Source organism: Anabaenopsis elenkinii CCIBt3563 (genome assembly GCF_015245355.1).
GTDB classification, from domain to species: domain Bacteria; phylum Cyanobacteriota; class Cyanobacteriia; order Cyanobacteriales; family Nostocaceae; genus Anabaenopsis; species Anabaenopsis elenkinii.
Map to the genome: position 1 here is coordinate 1196510 of NZ_CP063311.1, position 15355 is coordinate 1211864.

Annotated in this window: 12 protein-coding genes and 1 pseudogene; 6 read left to right on the forward strand and 7 right to left on the reverse strand. The window is 40.1% G+C overall.

Going from position 1 to position 15355, the window contains the following annotated elements; all coding sequences use genetic code 11:
• Positions 1 to 361 precede the first annotated feature (361 nt).
• Complete coding sequence (locus IM676_RS05335; protein ID WP_200989260.1) at positions 362 to 694, forward strand: GNAT family N-acetyltransferase; 333 nt, start codon at positions 362 to 364, stop codon at positions 692 to 694.
• Positions 695 to 781: 87 nt separating this feature from the next.
• On the opposite strand, the pseudogene tnpA reads toward IM676_RS05335, so the two are convergent.
• Positions 782 to 1107 (reverse strand): annotated as a pseudogene (tnpA, locus tag IM676_RS05340) (IS200/IS605 family transposase); the annotation flags it as partial.
• 121 nt (positions 1108 to 1228) lie between these two features.
• Here tnpA and IM676_RS05345 point away from each other — a divergent pair.
• The 4 genes from IM676_RS05345 to IM676_RS05360 all read left to right on the forward strand — a co-directional run bounded on the left by IM676_RS05345 (position 1229) and on the right by IM676_RS05360 (position 6213).
• On the forward strand, positions 1229 to 2602 hold the full coding sequence (locus IM676_RS05345; protein ID WP_200989261.1) for an RNA-guided endonuclease InsQ/TnpB family protein: 1374 nt from the start codon (positions 1229 to 1231) through the stop codon (positions 2600 to 2602).
• Between the two features lie 48 nt (positions 2603 to 2650).
• Positions 2651 to 2959, forward strand: coding sequence for a GNAT family N-acetyltransferase (locus tag IM676_RS05350; protein WP_200989262.1), 309 nt, complete (start codon positions 2651 to 2653; stop codon positions 2957 to 2959).
• 604 nt (positions 2960 to 3563) lie between these two features.
• Entirely contained in the window at positions 3564 to 3791 is a 228-nt protein-coding gene (locus IM676_RS05355) for a hypothetical protein (RefSeq protein ID WP_200989263.1), read from the forward strand.
• A gap of 409 nt (positions 3792 to 4200) precedes the next feature.
• Entirely contained in the window at positions 4201 to 6213 is a 2013-nt protein-coding gene (locus IM676_RS05360) for a pentapeptide repeat-containing protein (RefSeq protein WP_225880503.1), read from the forward strand.
• Between the two features lie 116 nt (positions 6214 to 6329).
• Here IM676_RS05360 and IM676_RS05365 read toward each other — a convergent pair whose 3' ends face one another.
• The 6 genes from IM676_RS05365 to IM676_RS05390 form a co-directional block, all read right to left on the reverse strand.
• Positions 6330 to 6614: a hypothetical protein gene (locus IM676_RS05365; RefSeq protein WP_200989264.1), complete on the reverse strand. Its 285-nt coding sequence runs from the start codon at positions 6612 to 6614 to the stop codon at positions 6330 to 6332.
• Positions 6615 to 6711: 97 nt separating this feature from the next.
• Positions 6712 to 7038 (reverse strand): hypothetical protein, encoded by a 327-nt coding sequence (locus IM676_RS05370; protein WP_200989265.1) that lies wholly within the window; start codon positions 7036 to 7038, stop codon positions 6712 to 6714.
• Between the two features lie 252 nt (positions 7039 to 7290).
• Complete coding sequence (locus tag IM676_RS05375; RefSeq protein ID WP_200989266.1) at positions 7291 to 7623, reverse strand: hypothetical protein; 333 nt, start codon at positions 7621 to 7623, stop codon at positions 7291 to 7293.
• Positions 7624 to 8081: 458 nt separating this feature from the next.
• A complete protein-coding gene (locus tag IM676_RS05380; protein ID WP_200989267.1) occupies positions 8082 to 8861 on the reverse strand; it encodes a peptidylprolyl isomerase in 780 nt (259 codons plus the stop codon).
• Positions 8862 to 8918: 57 nt separating this feature from the next.
• A complete protein-coding gene (locus IM676_RS05385) occupies positions 8919 to 10469 on the reverse strand; it encodes an HlyD family efflux transporter periplasmic adaptor subunit (protein WP_200989268.1) in 1551 nt (516 codons plus the stop codon).
• Between the two features lie 88 nt (positions 10470 to 10557).
• The gene (locus tag IM676_RS05390; protein ID WP_200989269.1) at positions 10558 to 13632 is read right to left on the reverse strand and encodes a peptidase domain-containing ABC transporter; all 3075 of its coding nucleotides are present in this window, start codon (positions 13630 to 13632) and stop codon (positions 10558 to 10560) included.
• 1242 nt (positions 13633 to 14874) lie between these two features.
• Here IM676_RS05390 and IM676_RS05395 point away from each other — a divergent pair.
• Positions 14875 to 15174 (forward strand): hypothetical protein, encoded by a 300-nt coding sequence (locus IM676_RS05395; RefSeq protein ID WP_200989270.1) that lies wholly within the window; start codon positions 14875 to 14877, stop codon positions 15172 to 15174.
• The last annotated feature ends 181 nt before the right edge of the window (positions 15175 to 15355 follow it).

Below are 15355 nucleotides of genomic sequence, written 5' to 3' on the forward strand. Positions count from 1 at the left end.
TCTGCTTGAACAGCACAATTACCTGATTAAACTCAGGAATTGAGGCTGAGTCTGTTTTCCTAGGATAACTAATTCATCAATTGATCGTCATCATCCTTATTTATTTTACCTATTTTGGGATTGTTTCTAGAGCGATCGCTTTATGTCAATATATTAACCCCACTGTTAAGATAATATGACATTTTTGCACTCCTAGGCAAATCTACTTTACTGTAACATTTCCTAAAAGTATATATACCCTGATCACCACGCGCATTATTACTGAGTATTTTTTTCATTGATTGATGAGGAAAACTGTACTCAATATCCTCAGAGCAAGAGATAATAGAGAAGGGAAAGGTTTATGGGGGAGGTAGGACAGTTGAAAACTTCACAACTACCAGCACAAATAAATCAACACAAAGCAGGGTATACTGCAACTATCCGCAAAGCCACTGCCAAGGATATTTGGGCAATATACCATTTATATAAAATTGTCGCTAGAGTTAATCAAGGTAACTTAACCCAGGAACAAGACGAGATCACCTGGGAATATATCAGGACAGTTGTCCATCAAGGACTAGAGAGGGGACTAATTTTAGTAATTGAAAAGGACGATAAAATTGTTGGTTACTTAAAGGCTTTTACTTCAGAATTTAGGAGCCTCGCCCATGTCCTCAGTGATGCAACTATCGAAAATATAGTGGGAGGGTGAGAACCCCTCCGCTTCAGCGAGGGTGATGAAACCCGACTCAAGGGGATTTATCCCCCTGTTTGCTCATTTTCCACGCTGGTTTTCAATATATTTTTTAACTACCTCAGTGCTTACTTGTCCAGTTGTCGCAACAAAGTAGGTTGGTGTCCACAAAGAAGGTAGCTTTTTTAATTGTGGAAATTCTTTTCTTAAGTAATTCGACGCCCTACCTTTAACCCATCTAGCGATATCTGCTGGGGATTCATGGGTCGGCGCATTAATAAAAAAGTGAGGTCTGGTTGAACTTCAAGTCCAATTAATTTCCATCCATGTTCAGTAACTAAGTCAAAAATAATTTCTTGTAATCGTGTAGCAACATCTTTAATTAATACTGGTCTTCTACGCTTTGGTACAAAAACAAAGTGGTAGTTGATTGATGATACAGAGTTTTCGGTTCATCTGTACTCATAATCTTCTTTTGATAATTTAGCCATTGTATATTGTTGATTTTACAAGTTGTTTCAACTATACTTCTAAACAGTAGGTGAGTAAAGATTGTACAGAACAATTCCAATCAGAGCTAAATTCACTGATGAAGAAAAAGCTTTTTGGGTTGACCAATGCCAACACTCAAATAGCTTAATAAATTGTGCAATTTACTATACTCGTCAAAGTCATTACGCACGACTGGAAAGCATGGACAATGCTTTTACAACTTATTGGTCTGGCGACGAATTGCGTAGTGGATGGAAAACTTATTATTGCCAAACAACTTACCCGGAATTAGATAAAACTCTTAAAGATAACCCCCATTACAAAAGTTTAGCCGCACAAGCAGCACAACAAACCTTAAAACTAGTTGGTGAAGCAATAACCAGTTATAACGGATTGGTTAAAGCTTATTACAACGGGGAGGTTGATAGACCCTCATTACCTAAGTATCGTAAAAAAGGAGGATTAGCGGCAGTAACATTCCCAAGACAAGCACTTACTTTTAAAGATGGTTATTTCAAGCCATCAATAAGTAAAGAAACCAAACCAGAATTAATCACAGATATCAAACTAACCTTGCCTGATTTTATTGATTCCGATTGGGTAAAGGAAGTAACAGTTCGTCCTTATTATGGTCTTTTCTGGATTGACTGGGTAATTGATGATGGTAAGCAACCAATTGAAAACAACCCACATCTTGATTACTCCCAAGCATGGGGATTTGACCACGGAGGGACTAATTGGTTAACAGGTGTTTCTACTCTTGGGAAAAGTTTAATCATTGATGGTAAGAAACTAAAATCAATGAATCAAGGTTATTGCCGTTTAGTTGCCAAATATAAGCAAGGTAAGTCTGATTTTTATTGGGATGCTAACCTTGACCGTATTCAACGCAAACGCAATAACCAGATGCGAGATGCCATTAACAAAGCAGCTAGATTCATTGTTAACAGATGTCTGAATGACCAGATAGGAAATATAGTTATTGGATGGAATCAAGGACAAAAAGTTAATGCTAATTTAGGTAAGGCAAACAATCAAAACTTTGTCCCCATCCCCACAGGGAGATTGATTCAAAGATTAAAGGAATTGGCTAATGAATATGGAATTATTGTGACATTAACGGAAGAAGCGTATACATCAAAAGCGTCTTACCTGGATGACGATAGCCTCTACACGCATGGTGAAAAACCCGCAGGATGGAAACCGTCAGGGAAAAGGGTCAAGCGTGGATTATACCAATCTGCTAAAGGATTATTAATCTCCGCAGATGCTCAAGCTGCAGCAAATATTTTAAGAAAAGTAACCACACAGCTAGGTTTATGTTTAGCCGAGGTGGGTAGGGCATCTTTGACTGTGCCACAACGATATGACTTGTTTATTAGGTTAAATAAATCATATCGTAAACGTTGCATAGCGTGTCTTCAGACCGCGTAGCAACATCAGTTTAGAATCCCTTGTGTTTCAACCAAGGGAGAAGTCAAGATGATACACCCAGAATATCAAAGTGCCGGATATGGTGGGCAACTTTTAGATGCTTATCTAGCAGAAATTAAATTGAATATGCGCCATATTCTCAGATTTGAACTGTTGCCCCATGAAAGTAACCAAAAAGCTATACAGTTTTATGATCGACATGGTTTTGTCCGAGAAAGTTTAGCACACAGAAAAATTAGACATCCTCAAGGCAGTTTTGAGTCGGAAGTGACCCTAGTGTGGTATAACCCTGAATTTTCTCAAGATGCGTTGCACAAATATCACGATTTTCTCACTGCTTACATTTCGCCGCAGTGAAATTCTCAGAGGATGTTTGATAAGTTTTCAACAGGTAATTTTTATCTTAGGGAATGGGGAACAGGGAACAGGGAGCAGGGAGCAGGGAATAGGAAGGATTGGTGAACACGGTTCGACTTCGCTCACCGACCGCACAAAAAACAATAAAATCCAGTCCCCTCCCCGTACAAGGACAAGACAAGGTGGACAAGGTGGACAAGGTGACAAGGGAGAAAAACAGTACAAAGTCTGTATTTTTAGTAAGAAAAATAGCCCCTTAAAAGACCATTGTCCGTATAAAATCTTCCTTGTCCACTTTCCTTCCTTGTCTTCCTAGTCTTGCCTTCACAGATCATATTAAAAACCTACCCTTGCAAGGAGAGGGTGGGGTCAAGCAATAGTTGATACACTAATCATGACTTGACAAACATCCTCTCAGATAAACATCCCCCGAATTTCTTGGAGGAATTCGGGTATCTGCTAATTAGCAATACGGTTTAAGAATTAATTAGTGTGGATATCTTCACCCTCCCGAACAGGCGTATTGTGGTAGACTTATACTTAATAGTCTAAGATTTAACACGCCCATTCTCCGGGCGGATAATTTAATCGTAACGAGTAACTCATGAACATATCATCTTCTCTGTTTGGCTCCCTATTCTCCGGAGTAGAAGAATTAATCGACGCAACAGTTGATACTGCATCCGAGCAAGTCAAGGTTAGCCAAGATGTTAAGGTCTCCAGCGTCTTAGGAGAATTGACCGATACCAGCTTGATATCTTCTATTTTAAACCTAGATGTAGACGCGATCGCCTCTCTCAAAAAACGGGGTGCTAATCAAGACAATCCATAAAAGTCTATAAAATAGACATGAGCAATCCCGGTGTATTAGCAACGTCGGGATTGTGTTTTTTCAGAAAGAACTATACTAGCGATCGCCCCTGGCTTTTGGCGGCTTGTCAACTGCACCTAGTCTGGTGCTATAGATGGGTAAGATTGTTCTTTTTATGGGTAATTAGTGATTCAGTTTTTTTTTAAACGCAAAGGGGCGCAAAGGGGCGCAAAGGGGCGCAAAGATAAAATTAGATTTATGTCTGCATTGGCTTTTGGTTTATGTCTGCGTTGGCTGGCTTTTTTTCTCTCTCCCGGTTAGGGCGTCTCCTAGTCAACTGGAACTTACTCCTTTAAGTCTGGAGTTGTTACAAGAACGATTGCGGACACCGGTAATCCGTGAGGGGAGTTTGACTGTGGATTTACGGCAGATGGTGATTGATTTGCGACCGGAAAATGGGAGGTTTCGGGATGATTTTTACCAGTTGCTGCGCAGGGAGTTACAAAGGTCGGGGACTAAGCCTTTGGGTTTGGATTTGAGTGGTTCTCTGGTTGAGGGGAGTTTTTTGGGTAGGGATTTGGGTTTGAGAACTCCTATTTATGCTGCGCCTGTATCTAGTGAACCGCCTGTTTATGCTCCTATTTTGACCCGTGGTGAACAGGAACAATTGGAAAGTTTACGTTCTGTTTGTTTGCAGTCTTTGGGGATAGCTTTACCTAGTTCTCCTGACTGTCGCGCACTTTTGGGAAGTGGCGGAACTGCTAGTGAAATCAATATTTTTCGTGGTTCTTTAAATCTGGTGGGAACCCGTTTTAATGGGGAGGTGCAATTCTCTCATACTTTCTTTTTTCAGCCTGTGAATGCTCAGAATGCTATTTTTATCCAGTCTAGTAACTGGGAAGAAACTAGATTTAGCCGCTCTGTGGGGTTCAGTGGTGCTAGTTTTCGCCAAGGAATTAATTTTAAAGGTACTGTGTTTTTTGATCAGTTGAATTTTCAAAGGGCGCAATTCCAGGATCGGGCTGATTTCCAAAATAGCACTTTCTCGGAGTCTACTAAGTTCAATGAGGCTAGTTTTCAGCAGTCAGCTAAATTTAATAGGTCGCAATGGTTGGGAAATGTAGATTTTTCCGGTGTGCGCTTTGCTGGTACTGTCAACTTTGGTCAGGCTGATTTTCATCAGTATCTTTTTTTTACGGAAACTATTTTTGAACAAGCTGTAGTTTTTCGCGCAGCTATTTTTAATGATGCTGTGAATTTGCGTGGTGCTAGTATTTTGAATCAGGCGGATTTTAGTGATGCGCGGTTTTCTCAGGAGGCTTTTTTAAATGTCCCCGGTCTGACTTTTAATTCTAATCAAGGTAAAATTCTAGGAAATCCTGGGGAAATTGGTCAAAGGTTCCGGGTTCCTAGTTCTCAGGGTAATCAGAATATTTTGCGCAATCTGGGGCAAAATTTCCGTCAGCAGCAGCAAATCGCTGACGCTAATCAGTTGGAGTATACAAAACAAAAACTACGTTTGCGGGAGTTAACCCATCGGTTGGTAGATAGGAATATTAATACTGCTAGTCGCCAAAGTTTGCTTGATTTGGGTTTTAGTGCAACTCAGGCAGAGGCGATCGCCCGTCGTCGTATAATTAAACCATTCCGTAATCGTGGTGATCTGCTAAGTTTAGCAGATATCGATTTAGATACTTATCACCTTAGCGATCGCTTGGTGATTGCTCAACCCCTTTCCCCTGGCGTGTGGTTCCTACAAGCAGCCAGATGGTTGGCTTTGAGTCTATTACTCCTCCTGAGTGGCTATGGTACCAGCTTTTGGTTAGTCTTTGGTGTCGGAGGTGTGGCGATCGCTTTTTTCGGCTGGTTATTCTGGCTCATAGACCGCTGTCGTCGCTTACATCCCGTTCCCATTATTCCCACCTATTACGAAACCATCTCTATATGTGTTGGTTTTAGCTTGTTAACACTCTTTAGTTTATTAGCTATTTTTCGCAATGCTGAATACCCTTGGCTAACCCTAGGGTGTCTGGTAATTATTATTGTCCCTCTACCAGTGGCTTTAATTGTCCGCCTTTACCAACAAGGTCGTTATCACGATTTAATGGATGTTTCCTATTTTACTGAAGATGGCACTTTTCGCCAGTTACGATTATTAATTGGGCGATTACCTGTCATACCCAGAAATCAAACATTCCGAGAAAGATATATGCATTTATTATGGAATCGTCGTTGGAACTGGCTCAATTACTATGACTTTAGTTTGAATAACTTAGTTAGGTTAGGTTTTAACGATATTCGCCTCCGGGATGAACATTTACCAGGTATTATCGCCACCCTGGCCTGGTATCAGTGGGGTTTGGGTTTACTATATCTTACCCTGGTTTTATGGACTCTTTCCCGCACTATTCCCGGATTAAACTTACTCATTTATTTGAAGTAATAGCTCTAATTAACACAATAATATCCAGATACCCCACTAGTGGGGTATCTATGTCCGGTTTTATCTCTTACTTCCAGAAATGACAATCAAAAGCAAACCTGAATTTACAACTCAAACTAAAACATACCTTGAGTTTCAGAACTAGCAAGATTCGATTGGTCGATAATATTTGTACTGCCGTTTCCTGCTATGATGTTGGCTATATTGGTGAGAAACTGAAAGTTATTCACAATAAATACCTGAATATTGATGTGATTTATCGGCATATTACGAGAACTTCGTGAGTTTCTATTTCTCCAATGTTGGTGATTTTGTCTTCCTCTCCAAAATCGATTTCGACAACCGCCAATCACGTCTTCAGCTTCAACGGTTTCGATTATATTTAAATCATTAATATTCATTGGTAGTACCCTGGTAAGTTTGATGGTGTTTGCAGAAATTTTATCAAGCAATTGGGTTGGTTACGGACTACTATACCTGCTGTAATCATTCATTGATTCAAAAACTAGTGGAGTTGAAGAAATGAAATGACATAGTAGTTTGATTACTTACACTCTGATAAATCCGGTTTCCAGTGCTAGCAAATGCAATGGCTCTTGCTCTAGCTAAACTCATACTAAAATTCCCAGATAATATAACTCTTGCTAAAGTCTGAGTATCAGTAAAAGTATGCTCACCTTCAGCAAGAGCAACTGCAAAAGCTCCCGCATATCCAGAATTTACAGTTGTACCAGTGCTAACATGAACATTGCCACCTGTGACAGGACTACTTGCGCCAATTTCCTGTAAATAATCTAAGTCCTTGATAATTAAGTGCTTACTCATGACTGAGTCTATTTCGTAGATTACATTTTTAGTGCGGGGAGTTTTCCGCAAGTACTTTTATTCAATCATCAACACTTCTAACACAGAAACCACTCTCTTTCACAAGTATTGAAAGTTGAGTAGTGTCTGTGTTTAGTGTTCTACGAAGTCAATTGCAATTGTTTGAGATCATTGATAGTTATTGCTCCTTTGAGGAAGACGCTTTGCGTCCATAGCGCTAAAGCAAGAACTATCAATCTAAATATTTAGCCGTTACAATGCCAAGGCGATTACAGCAACAGATGTGCTGGCGGAGAAAGAGCTACCTAATGTCTCGGTTACAGCCATAGTATCAGCTTTGGTGTAGGAAGTTACAAAAAACGGTACACCAGCTAAGGAGCGGTTGTTTTGTGCATCAGCTTTAGCACCAGCAGCAGCACTGTTATTAGCAGGATTGCCGGGAGATGTAATTACAGTCTGAAAAGCATTGAGAGACGCAAAAGTAATACCAATGAAGTCAGTTTGATTGTATGAACGATCTACAATACCACCAACAACACTGACTGCTTCAACTGTTTCTAGGGTGTTTAGTTCAGAAATAATCATTTGGATTTCTCCTGGGAATTTGTTTTCTTGTCTAGCCGGTTTGTTTCGTTTGGCTATGTTTCTAATATAGTTTATTCTCCGAAAAAGTCAATAGGTTTTTTGATTATTTTTCCAGGTAATAAAATATTTATATATTGATTAATTAGTAACCATAAAAACGCCAAAAATTAGGCAGTAAAATATATTGCCTAACAGTTAATTTTATTAAGTTGATTAATTATTTTCCAGCAGAATTGACTGTTAAAAAATGCTTTTTTAACAGGTTTAAATTTTCTTCTCCTTAATAAAGCTAAGGTGTACACACAAATCGCACTACCCCCTTTATTCCCCCCGATGCACTGGGGAAAAACGCTCAATCTAGCCCTCTCGCCTTGATAAGGGGAGCGTGAGGGTGGGGTCAAACCCATGTTCTGCGATTACTTGTGTGTATACCCTAGCCTTCATGAGGGTTGAGAAAATCAGATGCTCCCCATCAATTCTTTCTGTGGCTGTATAGTATCCAAATCTATCTGGGTGATTATCTCTATAGACTTAATTTGCTGATCTAACCAATCAGAAAATAATTCTGTGATGATAGTTTGGCATAACTGCTCATCTAATTGGGGTTGATTAATTTCTTCCACCCAAATTAAATACACTCCTTTTGCAGTCCCAATGGGCTTAATCACCTGTGGTGGAGTTGCAGCAAATACAGATGCAGCAATCTCCGGGCGAAAATCTTTGCGGTGTCGCCTTCCTTGATATCCATAATTACATCTGCTTTCTGGGTCTTGAATATATAGCCGCGCCACTTCAGGAAAACTAATTTCTCCTTCTTCTATGGCATAAAACAGTTCTAAAGCTAAATCTCGATCATCAAAAATGACCTCATAAGTAATAGCACTGACATAATCTAGTTGATGTTGATAAAAGAACCTTTCAACTTCCCCACCAAAAAGATAATCGGCTAACTTCTTAGCCAGAACTTTGTTATAGACTAATTCTTCAAAATCATCGACAGAAAGATGGTGTTTTGCTAACCACGCCAATGTATCTTGAACTTTCACCAGTTTATTGGCTAGGCGTAAGTTATCTCCCGCTTCCTGCACTTCTGCTGGTGTGACGATAATTCCTGCTGTTTGCGCAGTTTCCTGAATAATCTTTTGAGAAGCGATCGCCTCTACCATACCAGGAACCTGGGAAGATAGTTTGAGATTACGAATAATATCTGAAACGGAAATAGTCAGAACTTGAGACATGACACAATTACCCTGATAATTTGACTATTTTGACTAGTTTGTGATCTGTCTAAATAACTAAAGCTCTAGACCACCTTTTTGTAGTTTCCTGAAGGGATCTAAAACAAAGTCAATCACCCGGCGCTGACGCACAATCACTTCAGCATTTGCCGTTTGACCGGGGCTTAAGGGGATAATTTGCTCACCATTTTGGATATATCTTTGCTCCAAAGCCACTTCTAACTCAAAGGTTTCTAGATTTCCTTGGGGTGTTTGGGTAACTTGAGAGTCCGGTGCAATCCAATTAACTTTACCCGGGACAATACCATATTCCTGAAACGGATAAGCATCAAACTTGATTTTCACCGGTATTCCTACCCGCAAAAAGCCGCTATCTTGAATCGGTATTTGCGCCTTGAGGATCATTTCACTATTTTGAGGTGCAATTTGGGCGATCCTCTGACCGGGTTGTACCACCTCTCCGGGCTTAGTCACTGGTAATTCAAATACTATCCCATCAATGGGCGATCGCACTACACGCTGCTGTATTTGCAGTTTCAAGGATGTAATTTGACTCCTAGTTTGCCTGATTTCTGATTGTAAGGCCGCAATTTGCCTTTCTATATCTTTCAGTTGCTCCTGCTGTCTGAGAATTGCCAGCTTACCAGCTTGCAGTAAAGTTTGATAGCTATTTTCTTCCGCTTCTACTTGCAGTCTTGCTTGTTCAATATCAGACTTTAACTGATTTATTGTCGCCTGATTGCGGCTCATCTGTTCAGTTAAGCGTAACTCTGCTTGTTTGACATCAGATTGCGCTCTTTGAAAGATGCGTTGACTTTCTTGTTGTTCTTTTTTAAGTTGGTCAACTTGAGTAGCAGCAACCGCACCATCATTTACCAGTTGGGTAAAACGTTCAACCTGTCTAGAATCTATACTTAAACGACCATTAGCCGACCTCTGTTCATTCTTAGCAATGCGTATTTGCTGCTGTACTTGATTGAGTAGTGCCTCTGTTTCTAACTTTTGCAGATTATAAATACTTTGTTTAACACTTAAATTCTGCTTGGCCTGGTTCACTTGAGAAATCTTTTCTAGGGCTTGAGATTGGTTTTGTTCTTTTTGAACATTCAGAGTCAACTCTAGTTGATTTCTCAAGACATTAAACTGGGCGTGTTGCTGAATTAGTCCAGCCAGCCTCGCCTCCCCTTGATGGATTTCCGTCTGCAAAATATCAGAGTCAAGTTCCAGTAAAACCTGTCCTGCTGTCACAGTATCACCTGCTTTAACTTGGACAATTTTGACACTTCCCCCAGCCGGAGAATCCAATTTTTGGGTTGCACCTTGAGGTTCTATCCGTCCTCTAGCGCTGCCGGTTTCATCTACTTTCGAGAGAGTTGCCCAAGGTAAAGCAATGGTAGCAAAGCCCACCAGCACATACAACACACCACGAGTCCACAGTTTGGGTAAGGCATCTAGCAGTTCTTCAGTACCATAATACAAATCCTCAGTATTAGTTTGTGAACTATGCTCATTAAGAACAGTATTTTCACTATTGGAATCAATATAAATTTGAGACTCATGATCATCTGTAACTATTGCAGATGAAGAATTGGGAGAAGTGTAAGGCATAGTTCCATAGGAAATTGAGAATTGGGAACTGACTAATGTCTAATGACTCCGCACCTTTTGTCTAGTCCAATGCAAAAACCGGATCAACTTAAACTACTTGACCTAGTTGTTGTTGATTGAGATAGTAGTAATGTCCTTTTTTGGCAATTAATTGATCATGAGTACCGCTTTCCACTAACACACCGCGGTCTAAAACCAAAATTAAATCTGCATTGCGGACTGTGGACAGGCGATGAGCAATAATCACACTGGTACGCCCTTTGAGTATGGTTTTGAGGTTATTCTGAATAATGCGCTCTGATTCCGAGTCTAGGTGACTGGTGGCTTCATCAAAGAGTAACAACCGGGGGTTACCAAGTAAAGCCCGAGCAATAGCTAGGCGTTGGCGTTGTCCACCGGAAAGCATTCCGCCACTTTCACCAATTTGGGATTCATAGCCCATTGGTAAGTTCTGAATAAATTCATCTGCACCCGCTAATTTTGCAGCTGCGATAATCTCTTCTAAGGTCGCTTCTGGGTGAGCAATACTAATATTTTCTCGAATAGTACCACCAAATAAAAAGGTATCTTGGTCTACTACACCTATTTGAGAACGCAGCGATCGCAGCGCCATATTAGTAATATCACATCCGTCAATCAGAATCTTGCCATCTGTAGGTGGATATAAACCCAAAATTAACTTGCTGAGTGTAGTTTTTCCCGAACCACTGCGCCCCACCAAAGCCACCATTTGCTCTGGCTGAATTTCAAAGTTGATATTTTCTAGGACGTTAGTCTGACTTTCTGGATGATAGCGGAACGTGACATTGTCAAAGCAAATATGCCCGCCAAGTCTACCTAAAGGCCTGCGGGTTTGAGTTTGCAAGTCTTCTTCTGGTTGTGCATCTAAAACATCATTAATCCGTTCTGTAGAAATAATAATTTCCTGCAATTCATTCCACAGCATTGATAGCCGTTCAAAAGGACTCAAGACATTACCCACTAACATATTGAATGCTACTAATTGCCCCATAGTTAGTTCTCCTTGAATAACTTGCCAAGCACCAAACCACATCAAGGAAGCATTCACAAAGGTGTTAATCGTACCACTAATGATTTGCAGCCGATTACCGACCACTTGAGCATTAAAGCCTTTTTTCACCAAATCATGCAGCAGCTCTTCCCAACGCCAGCGTACTGTCTGTTCAATGGCTAAAGAGCGCACTGTACGAACTCCTGTGAGAAATTCTATAAGATAACTGTTTTCTTTGGCTCCTGCATTGAACACTTCTCTGGAAATGCGACGCAAAATACTTGTGCTAGCCAGTGCCAGAATAAAAAATGGCGGTACTGTCACCAAAACGAATAAGGCCATGCGCCAGCTATACCAAAACATCATCCCTAGATAAACTACTAATGTCAACATATCCAGGATGATTGAAAGAGTCTCACCCGTGAGGAAGCGCTGGATTTTTTGGTTTTCTTGAATCCGAGAAATAATATCTCCCACATAACGGGACTCAAAATAAGCCAGGGGTAAGCGGAGAGTATGTTTAATAAAACCCACCAGTAGGGAAATGCTCACCCGATTGGCTGTATGGTCTAAAAGATATTGTCGGACTGCATTCATGGCAATACCAAATAAACCAAACACAATCATTCCTATACCCACGGCGTTTAAGGTGGGAATGCTGCGCTGCACCAACACTCTATCTAGTAATAACTGGGTGAATACTGGTGTTACTAAGCCAAATAATTGAATTAATATACTGGCTATGAACACTTCTACCAGTACCCAAGAGTGGGGTTTAACTAACTCAAAAAACTTCCAGAAACTAGTCTTTTGATCCTTGGTTTTTTGCAGCAGTTCTGTAGGTTGCAGTAATAACGCATACCCAGTCCAACCGGCATTAAATTGGCTTTTGGTCAGGGTGCGTTGACCAATGGCGGGGTCACCAACAATTACCTGCTTTTTGCTGATTTCATAAACGACTATAAAGTGATTACCTTGCCAATGGGCGATCGCCGGTAAAGATTGTTCGGCAAATTTACCAAAGGTGGCTTTGACCGGACGGGTAGCAAAACCCAGGTTTTCCCCTACTGCTGCTAAAGCCTTTAGAGATGCACCACTGCGATCAACATTGGTCATATTTCGCAAGCGATTCACACTCAACTGCTTACCCCAATATTTACCAATCATCACTAAGCAAGCACAGCCACAATCAGAGGCGCTTTGTTGGGCATAGAAGGGATAGCGTTTACTGAGCTGTTGCCACCAATGCCCTATTTTCACTTTGGGGCTGGGAAAGTAAGGGAGTGTTTGATTTGAATTTTTCTGTGACTGTCGTTCTCTGTGGGGAAAAGGAATCACCTTGGCTGTGGGGGATGGGCGCGCTCTTGGGGATGAGGTCCCTTGCCATTGTGTCTTCACAGTTGTATTTAGTTCACGCTCACTCACAAAGGAACCTAATTCTGGACAGTGTTCTAGTGCTTTTTCCCACTGTGAACTTTTGAGGATGTAAGCAATGGTTGGTTGGATGGCTTGCCATGTAGCTTGATTCGGTTGGGCGGAGATTTGCCCTGGTACTAAAGAGTTACCTTCGGAATCCAGCAGTTGACCTTTATACAACAGCCACAACTGGGAATCTGCAAATTGTGTATTTACACAGCCAATCTCTAGGTTGTGTCGCTCAAACACTGTTAAGGCTTTGACCATGGCCTGAAATTGGGCGGGTTGTGTGGGGAATTGTCCGTTTTGCCGACACCTCATCAGTAAATCCCACATTTGGGCACGAGATAATAGGCGATCGCGCATCTGAGGATATTTGTCGAGCAAATCTTGCAATACTTCTTGTCTGAGATACCCCAGTTGTAGGTTTTGTGAGCTTCTAGCGGTGTAATGACTCAAGTTTTCCTCTGGAAACAAGGTTATTTCACCAAATGAAGATGAGGCTGACAGGGTGGTAATTAAATTATCAGCACTATCTGATAGTCTGACTTTACCGTCCAGAATCATGTAAATACCAGGGTTCATTTCTGCGGATTGCCAAAACTGCTGTGCTACTGGCGGCTCTATCAGTTCCATAGATGCTAAACAGTTTTGCAGGTCTGATTTTGCCAGCTTCTCTCCTAAGGTATCCGTGAGTTTTTCACCTAAATGTTGTGGCGAAAATACTGTTGTCATTATCTAACCTCCAAAACGGCATTAGTCTGAATGACTAATAAAAACTCGGTGAATAGTAAATGCCTGATTTAATTTAATCACCACTTATGTATTGATAATGCAAAATTAACCATAAAATACACAGATTAAACATAGGAATGAGGTGTTGAGAGGTAGTTATGCGTACTCCCTATATAATTTTTATCCAATTTATTCGCAACTAATGTTTTATTTAGGCATTACATAACTACCATGTTTATAGTAGTTATGTAATGCCAATCTGCCAAAACTTGATTGAAGAATTCGATTTTTATTTTTATACAAATATTTATCCATACACTAATATTGTTTATACAAAAATCGATTTAGTATATTAATTGTTATAGGTAAATTGCAGATAATTTCACTACATCCTTTGTCGAATATATCTATTTTTTTCTCGTGACGGCGCTCAATTGGCAAATAACTGGATATGTTGAGACAATATTTGTGAAACCATTTTTAATGACAGCGGTCAGTAATCCTAAAATTTTGCAATTAGAAGAAGTTATAAAACCTACCTAACCTTTATTTTTGGGAAGACTGCCAAATTAGATAATCCTAATTTGGGGTGACAATTAATCCTCACTCCTATGTTGCAAAATTCGCAGAAAAGCCTGGAGCATCATCGAGAAATTCTGTAGCGGTCTCCTAGCAAAGACACCTTAGTCATAGATTTTCTGTGGGGGAAGCAGCTCAGGCTTATCAACTTCTAAAAATTTGCTTCTATGAAGAGTCAGGTTATCCTGCTGATGAGTCATGAGTCAGTTTAAGGCTTTTGTGGAATTTTTTTTTAACCGTATTCGCCGTTAGGCTTTCCCTCCAGGTAGAGGCGCGAAGGTAAAATGGGGCTTTGCGGAATCATAATATAAAATGCCAAAATGACCTTCTTTTTTCTTTGCACCTTTGCGCTTGACTAGCAGCCAAAGTCTGCCTTGGGGGGCGAAACTAATTTATACTTTCACTCAGTACCGCCTAAGATTGTAGTTATATCTGCGTTATGAGTCATAATGCTAGGGGCGAATATTATAGATATAACTCTTCAATAACAATTATCTTGATATCTATCTCAATGATTATCTACAGAAACTAAGAATTACTTCTATCTTTTCTAGAGTTACATATTTAAATAAATAAAAATAAATCAACTCAACTTACTAGTCTTTATTGATTTTTTATAGTATTATTGTAATTAAATCAGTACCTATTGAAAAAGGTAAAAACATGGTTATTAATGACTTAGATTATTGTGAAACAACACAAGACAGTATTATTGGTGGGTTAGATGCTATTACAGATATTCAAACACATGTCGCCCCGGGATATGCGGAAATAACCACAGCAGCCTCCGCAGTTGGATATGAGTCCAACACTTTTACCCAAGCCCAAAGTATTGTAGATGATACTGGTCGGACAAGGATTAGTAAGGCTATGGGAGAAGCTTTCGCTACAGCTAGGGATAAGAACGGGTTTATGTCGTCCTACCAAAAACACATAGCGATTTTAATCAGGCATAATTCCTAAAAATATCTAGATTGGTGAGCTTTTAACTCCAAACTAACGTTATAGCTGCAAAATTGCATTGTCTATTTTTTATTTTGTTATTTGGAATTTCTGGTAATACCCCACAGAGTGGGGTATTACTTTTAAAAAGACTTGATATGGAAAATCCCATGCCTTATAAGCATGGGATAATTACAATTTA